The 20,581-nt window shown below is 53.7% G+C and carries 18 protein-coding genes; 8 read left to right on the top strand and 10 right to left on the bottom strand.

Features of this window, described 5'->3' with window-relative positions:
• Positions 1 to 79 precede the first annotated feature (79 nt).
• On the top strand, positions 80 to 787 hold the full coding sequence (locus tag JT51_RS00100; RefSeq protein ID WP_327284086.1) for an aminotransferase class III-fold pyridoxal phosphate-dependent enzyme: 708 nt from the start codon (positions 80 to 82) through the stop codon (positions 785 to 787).
• A gap of 153 nt (positions 788 to 940) precedes the next feature.
• Here JT51_RS00100 and JT51_RS00095 read toward each other — a convergent pair whose 3' ends face one another.
• Complete coding sequence (locus JT51_RS00095; RefSeq protein ID WP_037306603.1) at positions 941 to 1,885, bottom strand: toll/interleukin-1 receptor domain-containing protein; 945 nt, start codon at positions 1,883 to 1,885, stop codon at positions 941 to 943.
• Positions 1,886 to 2,085: 200 nt separating this feature from the next.
• Positions 2,086 to 2,718 (bottom strand): tyrosine-type recombinase/integrase, encoded by a 633-nt coding sequence (locus JT51_RS00090; RefSeq protein ID WP_037306600.1) that lies wholly within the window; start codon positions 2,716 to 2,718, stop codon positions 2,086 to 2,088.
• 177 nt (positions 2,719 to 2,895) lie between these two features.
• Between JT51_RS00090 and JT51_RS21690 the strand changes: the two genes are divergently transcribed.
• The 3 genes from JT51_RS21690 to JT51_RS00075 all read left to right on the top strand — a co-directional run bounded on the left by JT51_RS21690 (position 2,896) and on the right by JT51_RS00075 (position 4,813).
• On the top strand, positions 2,896 to 3,279 hold the full coding sequence (locus JT51_RS21690) for a hypothetical protein (RefSeq protein WP_152563269.1): 384 nt from the start codon (positions 2,896 to 2,898) through the stop codon (positions 3,277 to 3,279).
• A gap of 131 nt (positions 3,280 to 3,410) precedes the next feature.
• Positions 3,411 to 4,523: a hypothetical protein gene (locus tag JT51_RS00080; RefSeq protein ID WP_037306595.1), complete on the top strand. Its 1,113-nt coding sequence runs from the start codon at positions 3,411 to 3,413 to the stop codon at positions 4,521 to 4,523.
• Complete coding sequence (locus JT51_RS00075; RefSeq protein WP_037306593.1) at positions 4,523 to 4,813, top strand: hypothetical protein; 291 nt, start codon at positions 4,523 to 4,525, stop codon at positions 4,811 to 4,813. The genes JT51_RS00080 and JT51_RS00075 overlap by 1 nt, the downstream gene beginning before the upstream one ends.
• Positions 4,814 to 4,941: 128 nt before the next feature.
• On the opposite strand, the gene JT51_RS00070 is transcribed toward JT51_RS00075, so the two are convergent.
• From JT51_RS00070 to JT51_RS00060, 3 genes are all read right to left on the bottom strand, one after another.
• Positions 4,942 to 5,574, bottom strand: coding sequence for a tyrosine-type recombinase/integrase (locus JT51_RS00070; protein ID WP_037306591.1), 633 nt, complete (start codon positions 5,572 to 5,574; stop codon positions 4,942 to 4,944).
• Between the two features lie 190 nt (positions 5,575 to 5,764).
• Entirely contained in the window at positions 5,765 to 6,328 is a 564-nt protein-coding gene (locus JT51_RS00065; protein WP_037306588.1) for a hypothetical protein, read from the bottom strand.
• Positions 6,329 to 6,662: 334 nt separating this feature from the next.
• Entirely contained in the window at positions 6,663 to 7,697 is a 1,035-nt protein-coding gene (locus JT51_RS00060; protein ID WP_037309117.1) for an IS110 family transposase, read from the bottom strand.
• A gap of 147 nt (positions 7,698 to 7,844) precedes the next feature.
• Between JT51_RS00060 and JT51_RS22135 the strand changes: the two genes are divergently transcribed.
• Complete coding sequence (locus JT51_RS22135; RefSeq protein ID WP_051927363.1) at positions 7,845 to 8,444, top strand: ankyrin repeat domain-containing protein; 600 nt, start codon at positions 7,845 to 7,847, stop codon at positions 8,442 to 8,444.
• 457 nt (positions 8,445 to 8,901) lie between these two features.
• On the opposite strand, the gene JT51_RS00050 is transcribed toward JT51_RS22135, so the two are convergent.
• The 3 genes from JT51_RS00050 to JT51_RS00035 form a co-directional block, all read right to left on the bottom strand.
• Positions 8,902 to 9,918: a GSU2403 family nucleotidyltransferase fold protein gene (locus JT51_RS00050; RefSeq protein ID WP_037306586.1), complete on the bottom strand. Its 1,017-nt coding sequence runs from the start codon at positions 9,916 to 9,918 to the stop codon at positions 8,902 to 8,904.
• 87 nt (positions 9,919 to 10,005) lie between these two features.
• A complete protein-coding gene (locus JT51_RS21100; protein WP_051927362.1) occupies positions 10,006 to 11,787 on the bottom strand; it encodes an ATP-binding protein in 1,782 nt (593 codons plus the stop codon).
• A gap of 3 nt (positions 11,788 to 11,790) precedes the next feature.
• Entirely contained in the window at positions 11,791 to 12,339 is a 549-nt protein-coding gene (locus JT51_RS00035) for a hypothetical protein (RefSeq protein ID WP_051927361.1), read from the bottom strand.
• 116 nt (positions 12,340 to 12,455) lie between these two features.
• Between JT51_RS00035 and JT51_RS00025 the strand changes: the two genes are divergently transcribed.
• A protein-coding gene (locus JT51_RS00025) for an IS3 family transposase (protein WP_419177295.1) occupies positions 12,456 to 13,807 on the top strand; the annotation gives its coding sequence in 2 pieces (ribosomal slippage) (positions 12,456 to 12,791 and positions 12,794 to 13,807; 1,350 coding nt in all).
• A gap of 156 nt (positions 13,808 to 13,963) precedes the next feature.
• Here JT51_RS00025 and JT51_RS00020 read toward each other — a convergent pair.
• Both JT51_RS00020 and JT51_RS00015 read right to left on the bottom strand, forming a co-directional pair.
• Positions 13,964 to 19,195 (bottom strand): calcium-binding protein, encoded by a 5,232-nt coding sequence (locus JT51_RS00020; RefSeq protein ID WP_081894564.1) that lies wholly within the window; start codon positions 19,193 to 19,195, stop codon positions 13,964 to 13,966.
• Entirely contained in the window at positions 19,196 to 19,534 is a 339-nt protein-coding gene (locus JT51_RS00015) for a hypothetical protein (RefSeq protein ID WP_152563267.1), read from the bottom strand.
• Positions 19,535 to 19,672: 138 nt separating this feature from the next.
• Here JT51_RS00015 and JT51_RS00010 point away from each other — a divergent pair, with 138 nt between their 5' ends.
• Together JT51_RS00010 and JT51_RS00005 are read left to right on the top strand one after the other, a co-directional pair.
• A complete protein-coding gene (locus JT51_RS00010; protein WP_152563266.1) occupies positions 19,673 to 19,981 on the top strand; it encodes a hypothetical protein in 309 nt (102 codons plus the stop codon).
• Between the two features lie 250 nt (positions 19,982 to 20,231).
• Positions 20,232 to 20,581, top strand: a 350-nt coding sequence (locus JT51_RS00005) for a transposase (RefSeq protein WP_037306570.1), incomplete at its 3' end; no start/stop codon positions are given.

The raw sequence follows: 20,581 nt of genomic DNA, 5'->3' as shown, positions 1-20,581 counted from the left end.
AACTTTGACCAAAGACGCACTGCATGAGAACCACATGACACAGCCAAGTCAGCAAGAGTGGCGCGCAAGGGCACAAAAGGTGCTGCCCGCCGGTGGGTTTGGGAACTATGATCCCAAAGTTATTCTCAAAAAGGGACGTGGATCACGTGTTTGGGACGAGGACGGAAATGAGTTTATCGATTTCCTGATCGGTTCGGGTCCGATGTTGGTGGGGCATAATCATCCCGAAGTCATGGAGGCTGTGCAGGCCCAACTGGCTGACGGCGCGACATTTTTTACTTCAAACGCCGTGGGTATCGAATTGGCGGAAGTCATCTGCGATGCGGTGCCCTGTGCAGATCAATTGCGCTATGTTTCAACTGGATCAGAGGCTGACATGTACGCCATGCGCCTGGCACGCGCGCATACGGGTCGCGATCTGATCCTGAAGTTTGAGGGTGGATATCACGGCATGTCGGGCGAGGCATTGATGAGTATGGCTCCCCAGAGTCTCGCCAACTTTCCGATGCCCGTGCCAGATTCAGCAGGCATCCCGCAGAGTACACGCGATGGCGTAATCGTGGCACCCTTCAATGACATCACCTTTGCTCGGCAAATCATTGCAGAATATGCCGACAAATTGGCGGGTGTCATTGTCGAGCCACTGCAGCGACTGATCCCGCCTGTCCCGGAGTTCCTGAACGCACTGCGCGAGGAGACGACCCGTCATGGGATTGTCTTGATCTTTGATGAGGTTGTTACCGGGTGTGAGCGGTCCCAGAGTTCCTGTGTTCGACGATTCCGCTAATCCCAACCCCGTCGAATGTCGGTGCGGTGGCACTCGGGACAATGCACAGCTCTGGTCGATCGATTCTCGCGGCGAGCCTCGTGTTTCTCGTCGTTGGTGAGCACTTCGGTTTCGAAGCGGTGACCGCAATTGTTGCAGCGAAAGCGAGCACGTTCAGGCATGGCTAATACCCGCTTGCTCAATAAACTGGTTCCACAAGTACTCTGCAGCTTGCTCAGGGTTTAGGCGGTCAGGATCATTGCCGAACATGGACATGGTCGCGACAAGGAATTGTTCGTATTCGTCCGGCGAGACGTTGAAGCCGCCGTTCGCCGTATTGTCCGCTGCGTTCTCATTGAAAGAAAAGTAAATGTCTCCCAACGCGAATCCCGCGTTTCGGCAGTGCACTGTGATATGCTCCGTTCCATGCTGACGGCCACGATTAACAACGGTGCTGCCAAAAGAATTCGCGCCTCGGTCTACAAATCGGCCCCGCAGCCCATCGACCGCATCTATCTCGCCAATCGCCCGTTTGAAATAGTCCCTGATCGTAGCGAATGCCGCGTCGCGATATTCGCTGCGATCGATTTCGTCGAAGTCGCGTTGAACGCGGTAGTGGGGGGAGATTAGTTGTGGTGACTTTGGCGCCGCTTCATCGACGATTGCATCGATTTTTCTCGATACACCTGCATCGACTATCCGTCGAATTTCCTGAACGACATCTAAATATGCCGTATTCGCGTTCGTCCATTCCGAGATCGGCAGGCCGTCTTTCGGCACCGCTTTCAACCGTCGGAGCTGAGGCATTGCAGCCCAGTCGCATGGTTCCACAATGATCGTGATAACTCTTGCCTCACCCGCCTCATGCCGCTCCAAGGCGCGTTGCATCTCTCGTTCTACACAATAGTTGGATGCGATGAAGTCGGGGCTGACCAATAGTAGGAAGAGGTCAGCCGCCTCAAACTCATCACTGATTTCATCGTCTAAAACCTCTCCCGCCAAAATATCGCGATCGTACCATGTTTCGATCCGACTTTCCCGCTGAAGGTTCGCAAGATGAACATGCAGGCGGTCAAGCGCGTCTGCATCTCGGTGGGAGTAAGATATGAAAGCTCTCATGTGTCTGCTCGAAATGCTTGTATTTTGTTCCAAAATATCTAGCCAGGGTCGAGTCGGCTACTTAGTTTCGGGAGGTGCTGCGCAATTCGCAAGTGGGGTATCACTTCGCAACCAACGTCAACTTTTGCAAAGCTGCAGCGCAGCGCGACTTATCAAGACAAAAGGCAACTCTGGGCCGTCCTTACGAACGGCCCAAAAGTTTAGATTTCAATAGCTTCAGCGATAGCCAAAGCATCTTCGAGCTCGACACCCAGATATCGGACGGTGCTGTCCATCTTGGTATGACCCAGCAAAAGCTGAACAGCACGCAGGTTGCCAGTCTTCTTGTATATCTGCGTCACTTTGGTCCGCCGCATCGAATGGGTGCCGTATGCAGTCGCCTCAAGGCCAATCGACGTCACCCAGTCTCGAACTATCCGCGCGTATTGACGGGTGGAGATGTGCAGACGTTCATGAAAGCGACCTGGCCATAGGTACTCTGAGCCAACCATGAGCTCATCCTCCATCCATTTCTCGACAGAGGCGCGTGTTCCTTCGGAAATCTCAAAGCGCACAGGTTTCTGCGTCTTGCTCTGCAGCACGGAAGCGCGTTCTTTGATCTGACCAGACGCCATGACATCAACAACTTTCATTTTCACTAGGTCGCAGCCTCGAAGTTTGCTGTCGATTGCCATATTGAACAGGGCGAGATCGCGATGGTTTTCGGCCAGTTCAAGCCGAACTCGGATCGCCCAGACGTGCTTTGGCTTGAGCGGTCGCTTCTGCCCGACTATCCGTCCCTTGTTCCAAGCCGGACGAAGTGCGCGAATTGCCGGTAGGTTTGGTGTTTCCATGACTATTCCTCCGATCCGCCATGCCCTCCCAAGACGACAACCCAACGCTGACACTGCAACTTACCATCAAAAGCTCATTTCCTTAGAATTGCTACTTTAGGCCGCACTGTTCGGTCCATTTCCAAAAAATTAATAGTAAATTGGAAGGATCGAGCCAACTTCGTTGGGAGGCTGGCCATGGCGCTTGATACACCTTTTGTCCGCTTCCTTCGGTCTGGCGGCAAATCAGAATTTACGGTCAGTCTACATCGACTGAACCGAGCGCCTGAGCGGAAGGATGCATCCTTCAATCTGGAACCGCATTTCCAGAGATTTCTGGAGTTGTTGGAAGGCGCCGATGCGGACAATGCTGCATTTCTGGATGACCGTCTCGGCGACGCCGACGACTATAATTCCGGGCCTTTGAAGCAGCGTTTCTATGATGAATTTGAGGCTCGCCTTTTTGGGACGCTTGCCATCTATGAACGTGAAGGCCGTGACAGAACCGAAAAGCATCTCTCATTGAGGTGGACATCGCAGCGACACGAGCCTGGCTTCTGCGACGCTTTGAGAACGAACTGAACGAAGCGCGACAAAGGGCAGCGGGCGTCACGCATTACATCTGGCGATCTGCTGACGATTCAAAGGTCCGGTCTAGCCATGCCGAGCGGGATGACCGTGTATTTCCATGAGATCACGGCTTTCCGGATGGGTTGCCGGGTGAAGCGCACAACTGTCGGTGCTATGCGGAACCGGCCATTCTCAATGGACAGACCATTCTGACAGGTCGCCCGGTTTCGCCGGACCTGGCGGATCGCATATCGGATGCACAAGGCAGAGGTCTCGCACGCGCCGGTGAGGATGCGCTGGTTGGCACGGTCACTGGCATCTACGATGTGCTCCGTTTTTCCTATCTCGGATATCGGCGTCTGTTCGGTGTCATCACGGATGAGGAAGAACAGGAACGGCTGACCGCGCGCCAGAATATCCTTGATGCGCTGGAGCGATTGGTAGAGCTGGATCGTGAAACGGCTGAGCAGATCGCCGCGGAAGCGGTTGCCTATTTCGAGGCGCAGCACGCAGAGCTTCGTTTGCTTGACCTTGAATACCGCCTCGACCTGACCAGTGAAGAAGCCTTGCTGCGCGCCTATGAAGACGTGGCTTACCTCGATGCGTCGGTTTTACTGGGTGGGACGGCCTTCACGGCGGGTGCTGCAAAGCTCGGGATCAATCTCACTCGTCTGCGGCCAACAGCGGCTCTGAACGCCCTGCGGGCTGGTCGCACTCGGTTGGACGGTATGATCGACACGCGCCGCCGCGAAGTCGATGCGCTGGTTGCGAGCCGCTTTGCAGAGCTGGAGACTCAAGGGCACGGGCCGCAACGGCATGAAGGCGCAGTGACGCGCCAGATGCTGGAGGATCGGGTAATGCGTGGCTTCGACCCGATGACAGGAAGCAGGGCAGATGGTGTGACCGGCGGCATTCACCCCCTGAGCCGCAGAGCGACAAGAATAACCAGCGAAGCAGATTTCGTTGCTGCTGAAGCGTTTATTCGTAGATCGTCAGAGTATCGGTTTTCAAGAGATGCGGCATTCTCTCTGGTCGGGCGTAGTCAACCGAGATTTGAAGTTGTCTTGCCTATCGAGGATGTCCTTGGCCCTGACTATGCGAGCGCAGTCGAAGGGGTAAGAAGGTTAGGGAGTTTCAACAACCCGCAGGGAGTCGTTCCGATTGATTTTAATGGTGGGCAGGTAAAAGCTGTCTATGAGCTTACGCCAGATGGGGAGCCCGTTCTGGTCACTTTATTTCCGATTGGGGGAACCTGATGACCCGCATAGATCTTAGAACCGAGGCGTGGCTGTCTGACATCGGGCTGTATTGCGGAGGCAACACATATGATCCAGTCAAACTACGACAGATCACCACAGAAAAATCCGAGTGGTCTGAGCGCTTGAAGCGCAACTTTAGGCACGTCCTTATCTCACGACAGTTAAGTGTTTTAGATTATGAAGAAAAGGTCGATATTGAGTTTGGAAGTGACGACGAACTTTACGCTTACCTTCAGCGGCTGTACGCCTACCTTTTTCAGGATGGTCCGTTCCCGGAATGGAGTTGATGGTATCGGGCCGCGAAGAGAGCGTGGCTCTAGCCTAAGCGAATGTCCGCATTGCGGGCTGCGACTGCAGCATCCGGCATTGGCCCTAAGAGTCCGGATTGGGCCGCCTCTGAAGGCGGCCCGTCTCGCTAGATTTCAATCGCCTCGGCGATAGCGAGTGCATCCTCGAGTTCAACGCCAAGATATCGGACCGTGCTGTCCATCTTAGTATGCCCAAGCAGGAGCTGAACGGCACGCAGGTTGCCGGTCTTCTTGTATATTTGGGTTACCTTGGTCCGTCTCATGGAATGGGTGCCATAGGCGGTTGCTTCCAGCCCGATCGAAGTGACCCAATCCCGAACGATCCGAGCATACTGCCGTGTTGAGATATGGAGGCGTTCGTGAAATCGGCCGGGCCAAAGAAACTCAGATCCGACCATCAGCGGGTCTTCCATCCATTTCGCGACCGACGCCCGAGTACCTTCAGAAATCTCGAAGCGAACAGGTTTTTGCGTTTTGCTCTGCAGAACTGAGGCGCGTTCTTTGTTCTGACCGGACGCCATGACATCCACAACCTGCATCCGGACGAGGTCACAACCGCGAAGCTTGCTGTCGATCGCCATGTTGAAGAGCGCCAGGTCTCGGTGATTTTCGGCTAACTCCAAGCGAACCCTGATCGCCCAGACATGTTTTGGTTTCAGTGGACGCTTCTGGCCGACGATACGGCCCTTGTTCCAAGCAGGCCGAAGCGCACGAATGGCAGGTAAGTTTGGTGTTTCCATCACTGATCCTCCGATCCGCCACGCCCTCCCACAACGACAACCCGACGTTGACGGATTGTCATATCATGAAATGCTGCGGCGCACTCGAGGTCGGCTCTGAGCCCATTTTGACAGATACTTTGGCTCACATGAATGTCAGCTTTTCAGCATGAAACCGCTCTGCCTCTTAGGAAAACCGTTGTGACAAGTGTCAGGTGTACTTTGAAACATCCGTGTAACGCGCAAGCAGGCGGCTTGATGGATCGGCTCTTGCGAGCCTTAATCGTTCTCGTTCGAGAGTGAACAGGCGTCGCCGAAGCTTCAGACCGGAGACAAACCCTGCGTGTCTGAGTTCTCTTAGGAGAACTTGCCGTCGCGAAGGGAAGTGTCCAAGTCGGGCAGAGTGTTTGACAGCATTCATCCACTTGTCGGCTCGCTCTTTGTCCTTCGAGTAGTAATGAATTAGACGCCACGCCAAGTAGCCTAAACCCGGATCACAATTTTCCCCAAGCCTACGGATGGCCAAGTCCCACGCTTTTCGATCCTCCATTGCGGCGCTAACCAAGGCAAAGCATTCAATTGGTGTGGATATTTCGGTATCTAAACGGCCCAAAATCATTCGCCGACGGTGCAATTCATCGTGATTAGCGAGATGATATTGGAAAGCGTCGGCAGTGTACTTCTTCATGGCATCGACGTCACCAACTTCGATCCTTTTCTCCAAAGTTTGCACTGTTTCGGAACTAGGTTTCTCTGTGAAGGGTATTGCCGTCATGGTCCCAACCTACCGTCCCTTTTTGCTTGGGCAAAGCAGACATTGTCGCACCCGCCGCGAAAGTTAACTTCTCTAATCGGGCGTTTGGGTCAAGTTCATTTCATCGTTTTGTTTCCGCGCTTTGGGATCGCTGCCTCTCATCCGGGTCACACTTCTCTACGCAGTCATTGATGGCCCGGTTCGGTTGGACCGCTGCATGCATGTGTCGGATTGGACGTGGAGCGCCCCGCTTAGTCTCGCGCTTCAAGTTGCGCAGTGAGCTTTTTCGGCGTCATCCACAGACTTCGTCCGGTGAGGGACGATCCCGTCTTTGGCTTCTGGAAGGGGTATCAGGTCATGCAATTCCCTCCATTTTCCCATGACGGAACTCGGTGTTGTCAGCCCACATGCGGTGCATGATGACGGCCAGCTTTCTGGCAACGGCGACCAGGGCACGGCGGCGGCCCTTGCGGCGCATCAGGCGCAGGCCCCAGCTCTTGATTTCGGAACTTGCAACAGAGCGCATCATCATCGCATTGGCCGCAGCATAGAGCGTCGCACGTACATCTCTGTCGCCTGCCTTCGAGATGCGGCCTGGGTTATCCATCTCCCCGGATTGATATCGTCGCGGGGTTAGGCCGAAGTGAGCGGCAACGGTGCGAGAGCTGGTAAACCGGGCTGGATCATCGACAGCCGCACGGAACGTCAGGGCCGCAATCGGGCCAACACCAGGAATCGCCATGAAGCGCAGACAGATCTCGTCATGACTTGCCGCCTGCTTCACACGGCGGTTCAACTCGCGATATGTTTTGTAAAGCACAGCCCGCGCATCTAGCAGTGGCAAAAGTGCATGAGACAAATCCGGGTCTGCCTCGATCAATGGACGAACCCGCTCATCGAATGACCCCTGATCGACACGGGGTGGCAAGCGCAAGCCAAAGACCCGGAACAAGCCACGAACTTCATTGGCCAGGTCGATGCATTTCTTCTGAACCGCCTTGCGACTGCTCAGGAGCGCTCTTAACGCGTGTGCTTCGCGGCTCTTGATAAAGACTTTGCCGTACCATCCAGACCGCAGCACCTGTGCAATCCCACGCGCATCCGTTTTGTCGGTCTTATTGCGCATAGCTGACAGGGCCGCGTTCACTCGTCTTGCTTCCATGCAGACAACATCAAAGCCAGCTGCCCGCAGGCCAAAGTAAAGATGCTGGCTCATTGCACCGGACTCAAATCCAACCCGACACTGACCAGCAGGTACATCACGCAGACAGGCCGAGATATCCTCAACCTCACATGCCATGGAGCGCTCGAAGATATGTTTGCCGTCAGCGTCAATCACGCAGACAGCCACCGACCGCAACGACACATCCAAACCCACATAGTAATCCATTTTGTTCTCCTCAAATTGCAGAAACATCCTGCAACTCTATCAAGAACCTGACCCTTCAACCCGGCCAGCCCGATTACCCATGCTTCGTCCGCTTCGAGCCCATAGCTACGGATGCTGCGTTTCTGCTGAAGGTCTGCTATTGCTTACATGGAAGTCTTCGTTTCTGAAAAATCGAGCGGATTTAATAGCGTGGCTAGAAAAGATTGGATCGATCACGGGTGCAAGCTGTCCGAGAACCCTGCCCACAAGGAGCTGTGTGAAATTCAGGAATGGCTTGCTAATGGCGACCTAGATCAACTGGAATTCGCTGCGCAATTAGTGGACAGTTTCCCGTACGAGAATGATGGGTGCTTCGGCTCTCCTTGGATCGTGCATGCTGTCGAATATGGGTGCCTGAAGTCAGTTAACTGGATGATCGAAAAAGGAGTTAATTTGCAACCTTGTACTACTGACGGGTATCCTCCGGTGCTTGCCTGTATCGAACATGAAGGCAGAGAAAAGTATCAAATCCTCGAAGCATTGATCGCTGCTGGCGTTGATATCAATCAGCGAGGTATCAATGGCTGGACCCCGTTACACATGGCGGCGATAAGAGACGATGAAAGGTCGATGGATATTCTACTCACGGCGGGTGCGGATCGTTCGGTCACGACTCTGATCGATGACAACACAACCGCAGAGGAAGAAGCTCGCTATCTGGGCCATCTGAAGTCCGCCGAATTTATTGCTAGTTTCCGGTCGGACTGACAGCGGCCATTGGTGTACTCGCCTTGTTTGACAGCTTCGTCCGCTGGACTCCCAGTTCGTCGCGTTCCTGATTTTGCGCTTGCAGCGAAAGTCGGCTCTGACGGGCCGCACCGCAGCGCTCGAATGGACAAGTGAATGGCGCCTTTGGGCCGTTTTTCAAAATTAAGATCCGAACTAGCAGCAAGTCAGACTGCTAGAGGCAACTTTAGTTGGCGGAAAGGTAAGTTAACTGGTCAAAAGGCAAAATATCTCTGCATTTGACAATTGAAATTATTGGTCGGAGTGGCGAGATTCGAACTCACGACCCCTGCCTCCCGAAGATCGGTGCAGGTGGCCAAGTTATTGATTTTTGGTCAAAGGAGCCCTGTTTTTCAGGCTGCTTTGCCAAGCAATCCAACAAAGACACGGTTCGACAGGTTCATTGAACCTGAGAGCACTGTCTACATGCACGTTAATCCTACAGTTCCCGTAACAGCCGCTGCGTTTTCGGCATGCGGTCCAGGCTGGCCTCAATCCTAGAACGCCACTTGGGGCCACGAGAGAGTGCGTCTTCGTAGGCGTCAACCAATTCATCCGGCCGATCCTGAGCAAGCACCTCCATTAGAAACGCGGCTTGTCGTCTGTCCTTTTCTGCTTTGAGGGCATTTTCACCGGGACGGCGACGGTCCGCGACGATCAACTTGTGGATGGCATAGCGTTCTGGCTGCGGGATCTGCACCAAAACGCCACTCCGGTAGGTTACAGCAGCGTTGATTGGCTCCGCGATGAGGTAGTTCAGATGGTGCAGCCCTTGCGCATCCACTCCCAAAGCGGGCAGTTCGCGCACATCCTCATCCTCACCAAATGATGGAGTGAGGAATTCTATAAGCGTGTCGCCTCGTGTCTGTTTCCAACGCCAGGTGCGTCCGGCCGTGAGACTGGGCTGCGCCATGAAGTCGAAATCGCGGAACACATCTTCCAGCGGTGGTGATGCAGTGTCCTCCAGCACCAGCGACAACCTGGAAAAGCTGGCGATGTCGATGTCATCCGTGTGAGCGGTCATATCCATGTCGAAACGCACACCCAATTCACCTTCGTAGAGGCGGAAGGCGTGCGTCCCCACTATGGTGCCGCCTAGACGAAATACGCCGGACGTTGCCATCGCAGAGAGCAGGCTGCCCGTGGCAGCGTCCAGACCCAGGAAACCTTCTGCTCTTAGTAGCCGCACGAGGCGCCCCCGGTTGCGGCGGCGGTCTTCCTGCTGGGCTTTCAAAACTTTGTGCTGTTCCAGCCTGCCGCGCAGTTCCTCACAATCCTCTCCCAAGTAGTGCTTTTTGACATCGGAACCGACCCGGTAGGTGTCATACCAGTAGGTCCTGTTGTTGCGTTCGACTCGTGTGGGGGTGCCCCGGATGTCCGAAACGGAATCGTCCCGCAGTGAACGCAGGAGATCGTGATAAGCGGCATGTGCTATGGATGAATGGCGCTTGAACATCTTGGCTTCCACTGTGCTCAACGGATTTTAATTTTGTTGAACATGGCGTATGTTCAACAAAAAGTAAAGATGTTGAACACCACGCATTTAGCCCTGTAATTCGTGAATACACACAGAGGGGCATGTATTTCTAGCGATGTCGCAAAGATGCGCGTGATGAGTCAGGTAGATCACCTGGCCGCTTTTGCTCATCTCAGCTAGCAGGCCGAAGGCCTCGGCGGTGCGGTCGTCGTCGAAGCTTTCCATGATGTCATCGGCAATGAACGGCACTGGGCCGTTGTTACGAGCAAACTCGTGGTAGCCTGCAATGCGTAGCGCAAGGTAGAGCTGTGCGCGGGTGCCGTCTGAGAGTTGGTCAGCCTGTTTCGAGCCACCCCCAGCGGCCAGCGCCACCAATACTTCGCGGGAACCATCCGGCTGTGCGGCGAGGCCGGAATAGCGGACCCGCGACATGATGCGGAAAGCTTCTGATGCGCGTTCGAGCATACCGCTGCGGTGAGTGTCACGATAGCTCCTGAGAGCAGCGTCGACTGCCAAGAGCCCCAAACGCTGCCGTAGGTGGCGCCGGGCGCCGTCCTCAATCTCAAGCAACAATGTCTGGCGTTGTTCTTCCAGACGGGCAACTGCGTCATCGCCACCGACCGCTTCGACGGCGTCTTCCGCCTTGCGGAAGTCTTCTTGTGCTTCTTCCTGTGCTGTGCGCAGAGTTTTCAAGTCGGTCCGCAGGCTGTCGGCGCGCGCGGCGAGCGCGTCGGCATCTAGTTCACGCAGTTGCGCACGTGCTTCTTCGACTGTATCGCATTGCATCCCCGCACAGAGGTCTTCGGTCAGTTCGCGCTGAGTTTCACGCAGGTTTGTCAGTTCCCCTGCTCGCGTGAGCGCATCGCGCGCGTCAGCCCAAACTTCGACTCCAAAGTGACGGGAAAATTCGACGGTCCGATTGCGATGAATCTCGGCTTCCTCTTCCAACTCCGAGAGGGTTTGTGTGGCCGTCGTCAAACGATCTGAAAGGTTGGCTCGCTGATCTTCGCGGCTCTCCGCTGAGCGCTGTCGCCGGGTGATGTCACGCCACAGATCGGTCACTGGCAGACCGGCAGGCATGTCGAGGCAACCCGCCAAATCGCAAGCCGCTTGTTCAAATCTCTCGCGGTTGGATTGCATGGTCGTTATCCGGTGGGTCAGTTCGACAATGCGCCCCTGATGTTCACGTAGCTGGTCGAGCTCTTCAAGGATCGCACGCATCTCGTCGACAGCGGGCGGCGCACCGACCATCCAGGTGTCGGCACAGACGGCCTCCCACTCTGCCTGCCATGCTGCGCGCGCGTCGTCAGCTTTGAGCTTGCTGCGCTCGCGCCTAGTTAGGTTCTGGCGGGCCTCGGCCTCGGCCTCGCACAAAGCCTCGACCTTGGATACTTGGTCCAACAGAGATTGAGCGGTTTCAAGAGCGAGGGCTAGGCTCGTATCTTCGGGTATTTCGCGGCCCGCCAGTGCCAACGCGTTCAAAAGATCCAAACGCGCCTTGGCAACGGCCTGCACACGCCGGGCAAGATCTCGCGCCTTGTCATCACGCCTGACCAAGACATCGTGTGCCGCGTCGAGCTTGGCGAGCCAAGCGCGGAAGGTTGGCAGGTCGATGTCCAGCACGGCCCCCAACTGCATCGATTGATAGGGATGAATGAAGTCCATGCTGCTTCGCGCGGGGATCTGGAACAGCATGTCCAGCCAGCCTTCAAGCAGGGTGGATTTCCCAGCCTCGTTTGCGCCGTAGATCACGTGCAGGTCGGGGCTTCCGGGTGTTGGGACGGGAAACGACAGGCTCAGATCAGTGAACTTGCCAAAACGCGTGAGGTCGAGCCGGTTCAGTCGCATTGTTCAACTACCGGTCTCTTCGAGGCGCGCAAGCACATCCATTGCACCCTGTTGCATCGCATCGACAATGGTTTCGGTGGTCTTTTCCTCACTATCACCAAGAAGCCCTCGCAACTCGCGTGGAAGATGCTTCAGCAGTCGTTCCACGTCTTCCAGAACGGTCGGATCATCCGGGGGAAGACTTTTCTGCATGATGATCCGAGCCAGTTCTTCCACTGCGCCTCCAGTGGGCGCATTTCTGACGGCGGATAACGCAACCTCGACCTTGTCGACCCAAAGCGTGCCGATCTGCTCGGCGACGTTCTGTGCCTCGGCGTGTAGCAAGTCGAGGTCACGTCCTACTCGCCAGGCCAGTGGCGTCGCTCCGGTCAGCACAGGCCGGACGATCAGATGTTCGCCAGCATGTTCCCGCCGTGCCGTGCGTAGAGAATGTTTCAATGCCTCGACAAGGTCAGGCCAGTCAGACAATTGGCGGCAGTCCACCTCGTGCCGTTCGAACTGAGCCATCGCAATGTGACGCTCCTCCAGTTCGACCGAACCGTCATCGGCCACAGAAACCAGCGTTACCGACTTGTTCCCTGCCTGTTTGACGTCAGCACCTGTGGGACAGATTTGAGGATTTGAACAACGGAGGATTTCTGGTTCATCGTAACCGTCAAGGAGTGAAGATGAACAAGAAATCCGGAACCAGCAAAGCTTCGGCTACCAAGTTGGTCAAAACCATCCGCCGCAAGACGCGGCAAACCTATTCGGCGGAGGAGAAGATCCGCATTGTTTTGGCGGGTCTTCGTGGTGAGGAAAGCATCTCGGCACTGTGTCGGCGCGAGGGCATTTCTGAGAGCCTGTATTACAGCTGGTCAAAGGAGTTCCTCGAAGCCGGGAAACGCCGTCTGTCTGGCGATACAGCCCGGCAAGCGACGTCGCCTGAAGTGAAGGAGCTTCGATCCGAGGCGACGGCACTGAAGGAATGCGTCGCCGATCTGACCCTTGAAAACCGCCTGCTCAAAAAAAGCATGACAGGGGCTGGGGAGTTCGAGGAATGAGATACCCTGCCTCTGAGAAACTGGAGATCATCCGCACCGTTGAGGGGTCCCATCTGCCCACCAAGCAGACCCTGGACATGCTGGGCATCCCCCGCACGACATTTTATCGTTGGTATGATCGCTATGTCGAAGGCGGCTTTGATGCCCTGGCGGATCGCTCACCTTGCCCAAAGTCTGTCTGGAACCGCATTCCACAAGCTAGGCGGGATGATCTGATCGAGTTTGCGYTGGARCATGAGGTGTTAACGACACGGGAGCTGGCGGTCAAATACACCGACGAAAAGCGGTATTTTATTTCTGAATCATCTGCTTATCGATTTTTGAAGGAAGCTGATCTGATTACCGCACCAGACTACGTCGTGATCAAAGCAGCCGACGAGTTCACGGATAAAACCACCGCCATCAACGAGATGTGGCAGACCGACTTCACTTACTTCAAGATCATCGGCTGGGGCTGGTTTTATCTCAGCACGATCCTGGACGATTTCAGCCGCTATATCGTTGCCTGGAAGCTCTGCACAAACATGCGGGCCGAAGACGTGACTGACACAATCGAACTGGCTCTGGCGGCATCTGGATGCGACCAGGCCATCGTTCGGCACAAGCCACGCCTGCTGAGTGACAATGGGTCCTGTTACATCTCCGGCGATTTGGCCGAATGGCTGGAAGACCAAAAGATGGGCCATGTTCGCGGCGCTCCGTTCCACCCGCAAACCCAGGGCAAGATCGAGCGTTGGCATCAAACCATGAAGAACCGGGTTCTGCTGGAAAACTACTACCTGCCCGGCGATCTGGAACGTCAGATCGAGGCTTTCGTCGATTACTACAATAACGAGCGATACCACGAGAGCCTGAACAACGTCACACCGGCAGACGTCTACTTCGGGCGTGACAAAGCCATCATCAGAGAAAGGGCAAAGATCAAGAAGCTGACAATCCAACAGCGCCGCTTGCAACATCAAAAACAAGCCGCATAATCAATCACGTTAACGAACCAGAGCCTCCAATAATCAAGCCGCTCTGATGTCCCATTTTATATGACGACGGACACAACTCAGATACCCTGCGAAGGCGGTGGTAAGGGCGCTGTGTAGCGCCCTTAAAGTCAAACAAGGAATTCAGATTCAGCCCGATCAAACAAACACCAGACTGTCATCCACGATCGGCGCATCGAGCAGGTCGCTTCTCGTCCACTCAACTCCATCGGCAAATTCGATGGTTTCAACACCATGGCGATTGTTTGAAACCAACTGATCTAGGAAAGTGATTTGATCACCATTTGAGAGTGTCAGAACCACGTCGTTTGGATCGGACTGCAATCTCGCGACAGTCACATCTGTCGAATCGGCATCCACAAATACGAATTCGTCATTGCCCTGATAGTAATCATAGTCGGTGATCGAATAAGACCCGTCGCCCGAATTGTGAACATAGGTCTCGTCCCGATCCGTGCCGACAACCGTGCCGGTCGCCTTCATGTCGGAGACCATCTGGTTGCGGAATGCAGTGTGATCCCAGGTCGTGCCATCTGCAAACTCGATGGTCTCAATGGAATATCGCAAGTTCTCGTCCAGGTACCGCACGAGGGTRATGGTCTCGCCATTGGAAAACGACAGCACCGCATCGTTACCAGACCGCGACAGTGTCACATCCGACGGATTCAGATCATTGAAGACCAAGCGGTCATTGCCCCGATAGTAATCATAGTCGGTGATCGAATAAGACCCGTCGCCCGAATTGTGAACATAGGTCTCGTCCCGATCCGTGCCGACAACCGTTCCGGTCGCTTTCATCTCCGACACCAGCTGGTTGCGGAATGCAGTGTGATCCCAGGTCGTGCCATCTGCAAACTCGATGGTCTCAATGGAATATCGCAAGTTCTCGTCCAGGTACCGCACGAGGGTGATGGTCTCGCCATTGGAAAACGACAGCACCGCATCGTTACCAGACCGCGACAGTGTCACATCCGACGGATTCAGATCATTGAAGACCARGCGRTCATTGCCCCGATAGTAATCATAGTCGGTGATCGAATAAGACCCGTCGCCCGAATTGTGAACATAGGTCTCGTCCCGATCCGTGCCGACAACCGTGCCGGTCGCCTTCATGTCGGAGACCATCTGGTTGCGGAAYGYAGTGTGATCCCAGGTCGTGCCATCTGCAAACTCGATGGTCTCAATGGAATATCGCAAGTTCTCGTCCAGGTACCGCACGAGGGTGATGGTCTCGCCATTGGAAAACGACAGCACCGCATCGTTACCAGACCGCGACAGTGTCACATCCGACGGATTCAGATCATTGAAGACCAGGCGATCATTGCCCCGATAGTAATCATAGTCGGTGATCGAATAAGACCCGTCGCCCGAATTGTGAACATAGGTCTCGTCCCGATCCGTGCCGACAACCGTGCCGGTCGCCTTCATGTCGGAGACCATCTGGTTGCGGAATGCAGTGTGATCCCAGGTCGTTCCATCTGCAAATTCGATGGTCTCAATGGAATATCGCAGGTTCTCGTCCAGGTACCGCACGAGGGTAATGGTCTCGCCATTGGAAAACGACAGCACCGCATCGTTACCAGACCGCGACAGTGTCACATCCGACGGATTCAGATCATTGAAGACCAAGCGGTCATTGCCCCGATAGTAATCATAGTCGGTGATCGAATAAGACCCGTCGCCCGAATTGTGAACATAGGTCTCGTCCCGATCCGTGCCGACAACCGTGCCGGTCGCCTTCATGTCGGAGACCATCTGGTTGCGGAACGTAGTGTGATCCCAGGTCGTGCCATCTGCAAACTCGATGGTCTCAATGGAATATCGCAAGTTCTCGTCCAGGTACCGCACGAGGGTGATGGTCTCGCCATTGGCAAACGACAGCACCGCATCGTTACCAGACCGCGACAGCGTGACATCCGACGGATTCAGATCGGTGAAGACCAGGCGGTCATCGCCCCGATAATAATCATAGTCGGTGATTGTGTAGGATCCGTTTCCGATGGTGTGGTAAAACACATCGGCGTTCGTCGCGCCCACCTGATCTCCAAGAGGAGCTGAAACAGGGTTCACTGTGATTGTAACGGTTGCGGTATCTGTACCGCCGTATCCGTCAGAGACCGTGTAAACCAGTGTTTCTTGTCCACTAAAACCAACATCCGGAGTATAGCGAATCTGTCCATTTTCTATGGTCACCGTACCGTTTGACACACCTTCAACCAAGCTCAGAACCAGTGTGTCACCGTCCCCATCAGTGTCGTTGGACAAGACATCCAACAGGATTGTGCTGTTTTGCGACAATATCGCAGTGTCATCTGCGGCAATGGGATCAATATTGGATGCCAGCCTGTCGGCGTCCACCTTATCTTGGATACCTTGAGTATTGAGCACCGTTCCATCCGCGAACTCAACAAGTTCCACCCGATTGGTCGAGCCATTGAAGTGATCGATGATGGTGATGGTCTCGCCATTGCTCAGCGTGATCACCAAATCCTTGCCCGCGCTCTGAGAGAACGTCACATCATCCGCATTCACATCGGTGAAGGTCAGCTTGTCATTCTCGCCAGCGTAGTTGCCGGTTTCCGTGATCGTATAAGACCCGTCACCCAGGCTGTGCACGTATCCGTCTGCATAGCTCGATCCAACGACCGTGCCCGAAGCTTTCTGATCCGCAACGGCTTTGTCCCGAATGCCCTGATTACCCAGAACTGTCCCATCCGCGAACTCAACAAGTTCCACCCGATTGGTCGAGCCATTGAAGTGATCGATGATGGTGATGGTCTCGCCATTGCTCAGCGTGATCACCARATCCTTGYCCGCGYTCTGAGAGAACGTCACATCATCCGCATTCACATCGGTGAAGGTCAGCTTGTCATTCTCGCCAGCGTAGTTGCCGGTTTCCGTGATCGTATAAGACCCGTCACCCAGGCTGTGCACGTATCCGTCTGCATAGCTCGATCCAACGACCGTGCCCGAAGCTTTCTGATCCGCAACGGCTTTGTCCCGAATGCCCTGATTACCCAGAACTGTCCCATCCGCGAACTCAACAAGTTCCACCCGATTGGTCGAGCCATTGAAGTGATCGATGATGGTGATGGTCTCGCCATTGCTCAGCGTGATCACCAGATCCTTGTCCGCGCTCTGAGAGAACGTCACATCACCCGCATTCACATCGGTGAACGTCAGCTTGTCATTCTCGCCAGCATAGCCGCTGATATCGGTGATCGTGTCAGAACCGTCACCCAGGCTGTAAACGTACGTATCGGCCCGAAGGCCGCCGTTGATAGCATCATTACCGGTCCCGCCATTTAGGAAGTTTCCAGCATCGTCACCATTGATGATGTCGTTTCCGCCATAGCCATATAGGAAATGTGGTCCGTCAGTAGCCGATGAAAGATCGTCCGCTGCATCTGTTCCAGCGACGAACTCATGTGTTTCACCATGCAAGATTCCTGCGAAAAACTCGTCTTGAAGGGTCAATCCCAATTCTTGCCCTGCGCTTATAACATTCGCCTCAAACTCTGCGGCCGTTGGCCCAAAATCATAAACCATCAAAAGTCCGATGGAACGAGCGTTTGTGGCCGTCAGAAGATCGCTTTCCACCGATTGTTTCAGTGCCGCCAGAACATCGGACAGGCTGCCAGAAAGACCATTGCTGTCTTCCGTGTAGAACGAAATCAAAAACGACAAATTGCCTGTGGGGTGGTCTTCGAGTGCCTGAACGACGTCGGCGAAATCTGCGTCTTCCGGGGTATTCAGGTAAATGTCTGAGATTGGGGCTTGAGCCAGGAATCTAATGGACAACCAATCTCGATAAGTCTCGTACAGAGCTTCCAACTCCGCCCCTGCAGCAGCGTCCGGCGTGTGGGTAACTGACAGAATCTCACCAAAGAGCCCAGTTCGCGTGAAAGTGTACTGCTGTCCCAAAAACGCTTCTACAGTCGCCAGCTTTTGACCATCAATGTACGGTCCCCGACCGTCGGCGTCAGCTTCGTTGGCACCGGTCCAATCCAGCAAAAACGCATCAAACGCCTCATGGTAACCCGCAATATCACCCGCTTTCAGCAAATCCATCATGTTCATGACTTGCGCTTTCAGGCTTGGATCAAGCGTCAGGGCTACGTCAGTTGACGATACCATGCCGGTGCCAAACAAACGTGGAAGGATTTGTGCTTCCGGATCGTACTCAAAATCGGGGTCCAAAACCGGAGTTGACACAAATGGATCGGTCGCAAAGAAAACGTCGGCGATAGTTGTTTCGCTGCCATCTGCAAACTCGATAGTTGATGTCTTGGGAACCGAGTTTCCTTCGATGACCTGCGAAGACGTTGCTGTTTCCAGATTGATAGACGAAATGCCAAGCTCTTCCAGAGTGAAGACTTCGCCCGCATCAGCAGCGCCATCCTGGTCCAGGTCTCGCCAGACGTTCAGTTCGGCGAAAACAGCGTCGTTAGAGTCAATTTTACCGTCGCCGTTGTCGTCAAGGCTAGCTAGGTTTTCGAAACCATCTGCGAACCCGTCGGAGTCACCAAACAACTCAGAAACATCCTGAATTACTCCGTCCTGGTTAACATCGCGAATAAGAATGCCATCATCTGGATCGACCCAGCCGGTCAGTTGGGCAAAACCGTCCCCATTCATGTCAAACTGAACACCTGAATCTTCGACTGAGGAGAGTTCTATCCCGTCGCCGTCGAGGTCGATAACCAAGGGGTCATATTGCACATAAGAAAGTACGGCATTGATCATCGGGTTATTGGAAACCGCATCTGCGATGTCTTCCACAATACTCGCAATCGCATCATTTGCCACATCGGATACTTTAGAGATGGCATCGCCTATAGCTTCTGTGATTTTTTGCGCTACCTCACTCACGGAATTAACAATGTCATTTGCTATGCTGGATGCTCTATCCGCAATTTGGCTAATTGTATCCGACACTGCGTCGATCACGCTACTTGCAATATCAGTTGCAGCATCAATAACCGAGGAAACAGAATCGACTGCCGTTTCAATTATGCTGGGTAGCTGGTTCTTAAAAAAGTTATCGACATTATCATATATGTTGCCCACTGAATCAGCAATTGAATTCAATCCATCTGCAATAACTCGTGCCACACCTGAGGCGAAGTCGTATACAGCGCTGACGGTCTTTATAACGCCAGCCGCTGCCCCCAGGGCAAGAACAGAACTTGCTGCTACGGGGATGTTAAGTACACTTCCAGCACTCCGAACAACGGAAACCGCCGAGATTATTTCTTCCCCAAGACCTCCTAGCATTCCGTCTAATGCATCGGCGGAGGCCTCCCATTGATCGCCAACGGCATCTAAATTATCAGCCCACCCTTGCACATCCGCACTTGAAACCATCATTTAACCCCTGTCTCTTGTTGCACAAAAAATAGCCCCTATCAGTTGAGTCATGTAGAAGGGGATTGTAAAATCGTATTGGTTGTCATTTCCCAATGACATAACCCAACCCATCGCTACCAAAAGCGGCACAACTGGAAGGATTCTGGTAATTCTTTTTGATGGATAAACTAAGAACAGCATAACAGCTGAAATCGAACCAAAAATTGTCGATGTCATTAATGCGCTGCTATCAGAAATCTCAATTATAAAGGCGTATATTTCCTCTCTAAAAGCTAAAGAGAAAATAATAAAAGAAGCGTAGATGATAAAAAATGACAATTTCATAATGCGTTCAGTCACGAAGTATTAATCCCGCTCTGGTAATTTTTACATTTGGTGATGCACCTTAAACACCTTTGAGGTCATCCTGACATCCTATGTTATATTTAAGGCGAATATATAGACTCCAACTTCAATTTTTTAATCCAAACAAAAAACGTGCTGACGAAAGAAAATCTAATACACCCTATGGGAGATTCGCCGCACCCCTTGCAGTTACCAACCTTAACCAGACGTGAGCAGAGACAGGCGCTCGTGTCAAGATTGTTTGTTGTGGCGACAACATTATTTAAGGCTGAGCAAATCACTTTTGCAAAAGGCGGACGGCACAATCAGACCAATGTGAATTCTAGAGCTTTATCCGAGTTCTTCTATGCACCACACCCATGCCAGAGGATACTGGGCGGAGAAAAAATCCAGGGGCTTGGCAAAAACTTCAAACTTGAAATCATGGCTCAGACCGCCTGAAAAATACAGTTGCTAGTATCCATCCCGTGTCTGATGATTACGCCTCGAAAGTACTATGTTGCATCCCTTTTTCTCCGCCACAGTGCGAACTGCACAAGGTAGGCAATCTGCAGGGGCATGAGCAGTGTGGAAAAGCCGAATGATAATAGTATGGCCCAATCAACGTGTTTGACGTCAGCACCTGTGGGACAGATTTGAGGATTTGAACAACGGAGGATTTCTGGTTCATCGTAACCGTCAAGGAGTGGAGATGAACAAGAAATCCGGAACCAGCAAAGCTTCGGCTACCAAGTTGGTCAAAACCATCCGCCGCAAGACGCGGCAAACCTATTCGGCGGAGGAGAAGATCCGCATTGTTTTGGCGGGTCTTCGTGGTGAGGAAAGCATCTCGGCACTGTGTCGGCGCGAGGGCATTTCTGAGAGCCTGTATTACAGCTGGTCAAAGGAGTTCCTCGAAGCCGGGAAACGCCGTCTGTCTGGCGATACAGCCCGGCAAGCGACGTCGCCTGAAGTGAAGGAGCTTCGATCCGAGGCGACGGCACTGAAGGAATGCGTCGCCGATCTGACCCTTGAAAACCGCCTGCTCAAAAAAAGCATGAC

The sequence above is a fragment of the Ruegeria halocynthiae genome (assembly GCF_000743705.1).
Lineage (GTDB): Bacteria > Pseudomonadota > Alphaproteobacteria > Rhodobacterales > Rhodobacteraceae > Ruegeria > Ruegeria halocynthiae_B.
Note: the sequence above shows the minus strand (reverse complement) of the source record. Positions and strands in the feature narration are given on the sequence as shown.

What these genes read in the sequence shown, in the direction of transcription:
- JT51_RS00095 (WP_037306603.1), bottom strand. Translation starts at nt 1,885, where the DNA reads ATGAGAGCTTTCATATCTTACTCCCACCGAGATGCAGACGCGCTTGAC.
- JT51_RS00090 (WP_037306600.1), bottom strand. Translation starts at nt 2,718, where the DNA reads ATGGAAACACCAAACCTACCGGCAATTCGCGCACTTCGTCCGGCTTGG.
- JT51_RS21690 (WP_152563269.1), top strand. Translation starts at nt 2,896, where the DNA reads ATGGCGCTTGATACACCTTTTGTCCGCTTCCTTCGGTCTGGCGGCAAA.
- JT51_RS00075 (WP_037306593.1), top strand. Translation starts at nt 4,523, where the DNA reads ATGACCCGCATAGATCTTAGAACCGAGGCGTGGCTGTCTGACATCGGG.
- JT51_RS00070 (WP_037306591.1), bottom strand. Translation starts at nt 5,574, where the DNA reads ATGGAAACACCAAACTTACCTGCCATTCGTGCGCTTCGGCCTGCTTGG.
- JT51_RS00065 (WP_037306588.1), bottom strand. Translation starts at nt 6,328, where the DNA reads ATGACGGCAATACCCTTCACAGAGAAACCTAGTTCCGAAACAGTGCAA.
- JT51_RS00060 (WP_037309117.1), bottom strand. Translation starts at nt 7,697, where the DNA reads ATGGATTACTATGTGGGTTTGGATGTGTCGTTGCGGTCGGTGGCTGTC.
- JT51_RS22135 (WP_051927363.1), top strand. Translation starts at nt 7,845, where the DNA reads ATGGAAGTCTTCGTTTCTGAAAAATCGAGCGGATTTAATAGCGTGGCT.
- JT51_RS00050 (WP_037306586.1), bottom strand. Translation starts at nt 9,918, where the DNA reads ATGTTCAAGCGCCATTCATCCATAGCACATGCCGCTTATCACGATCTC.
- JT51_RS21100 (WP_051927362.1), bottom strand. Translation starts at nt 11,787, where the DNA reads ATGCGACTGAACCGGCTCGACCTCACGCGTTTTGGCAAGTTCACTGAT.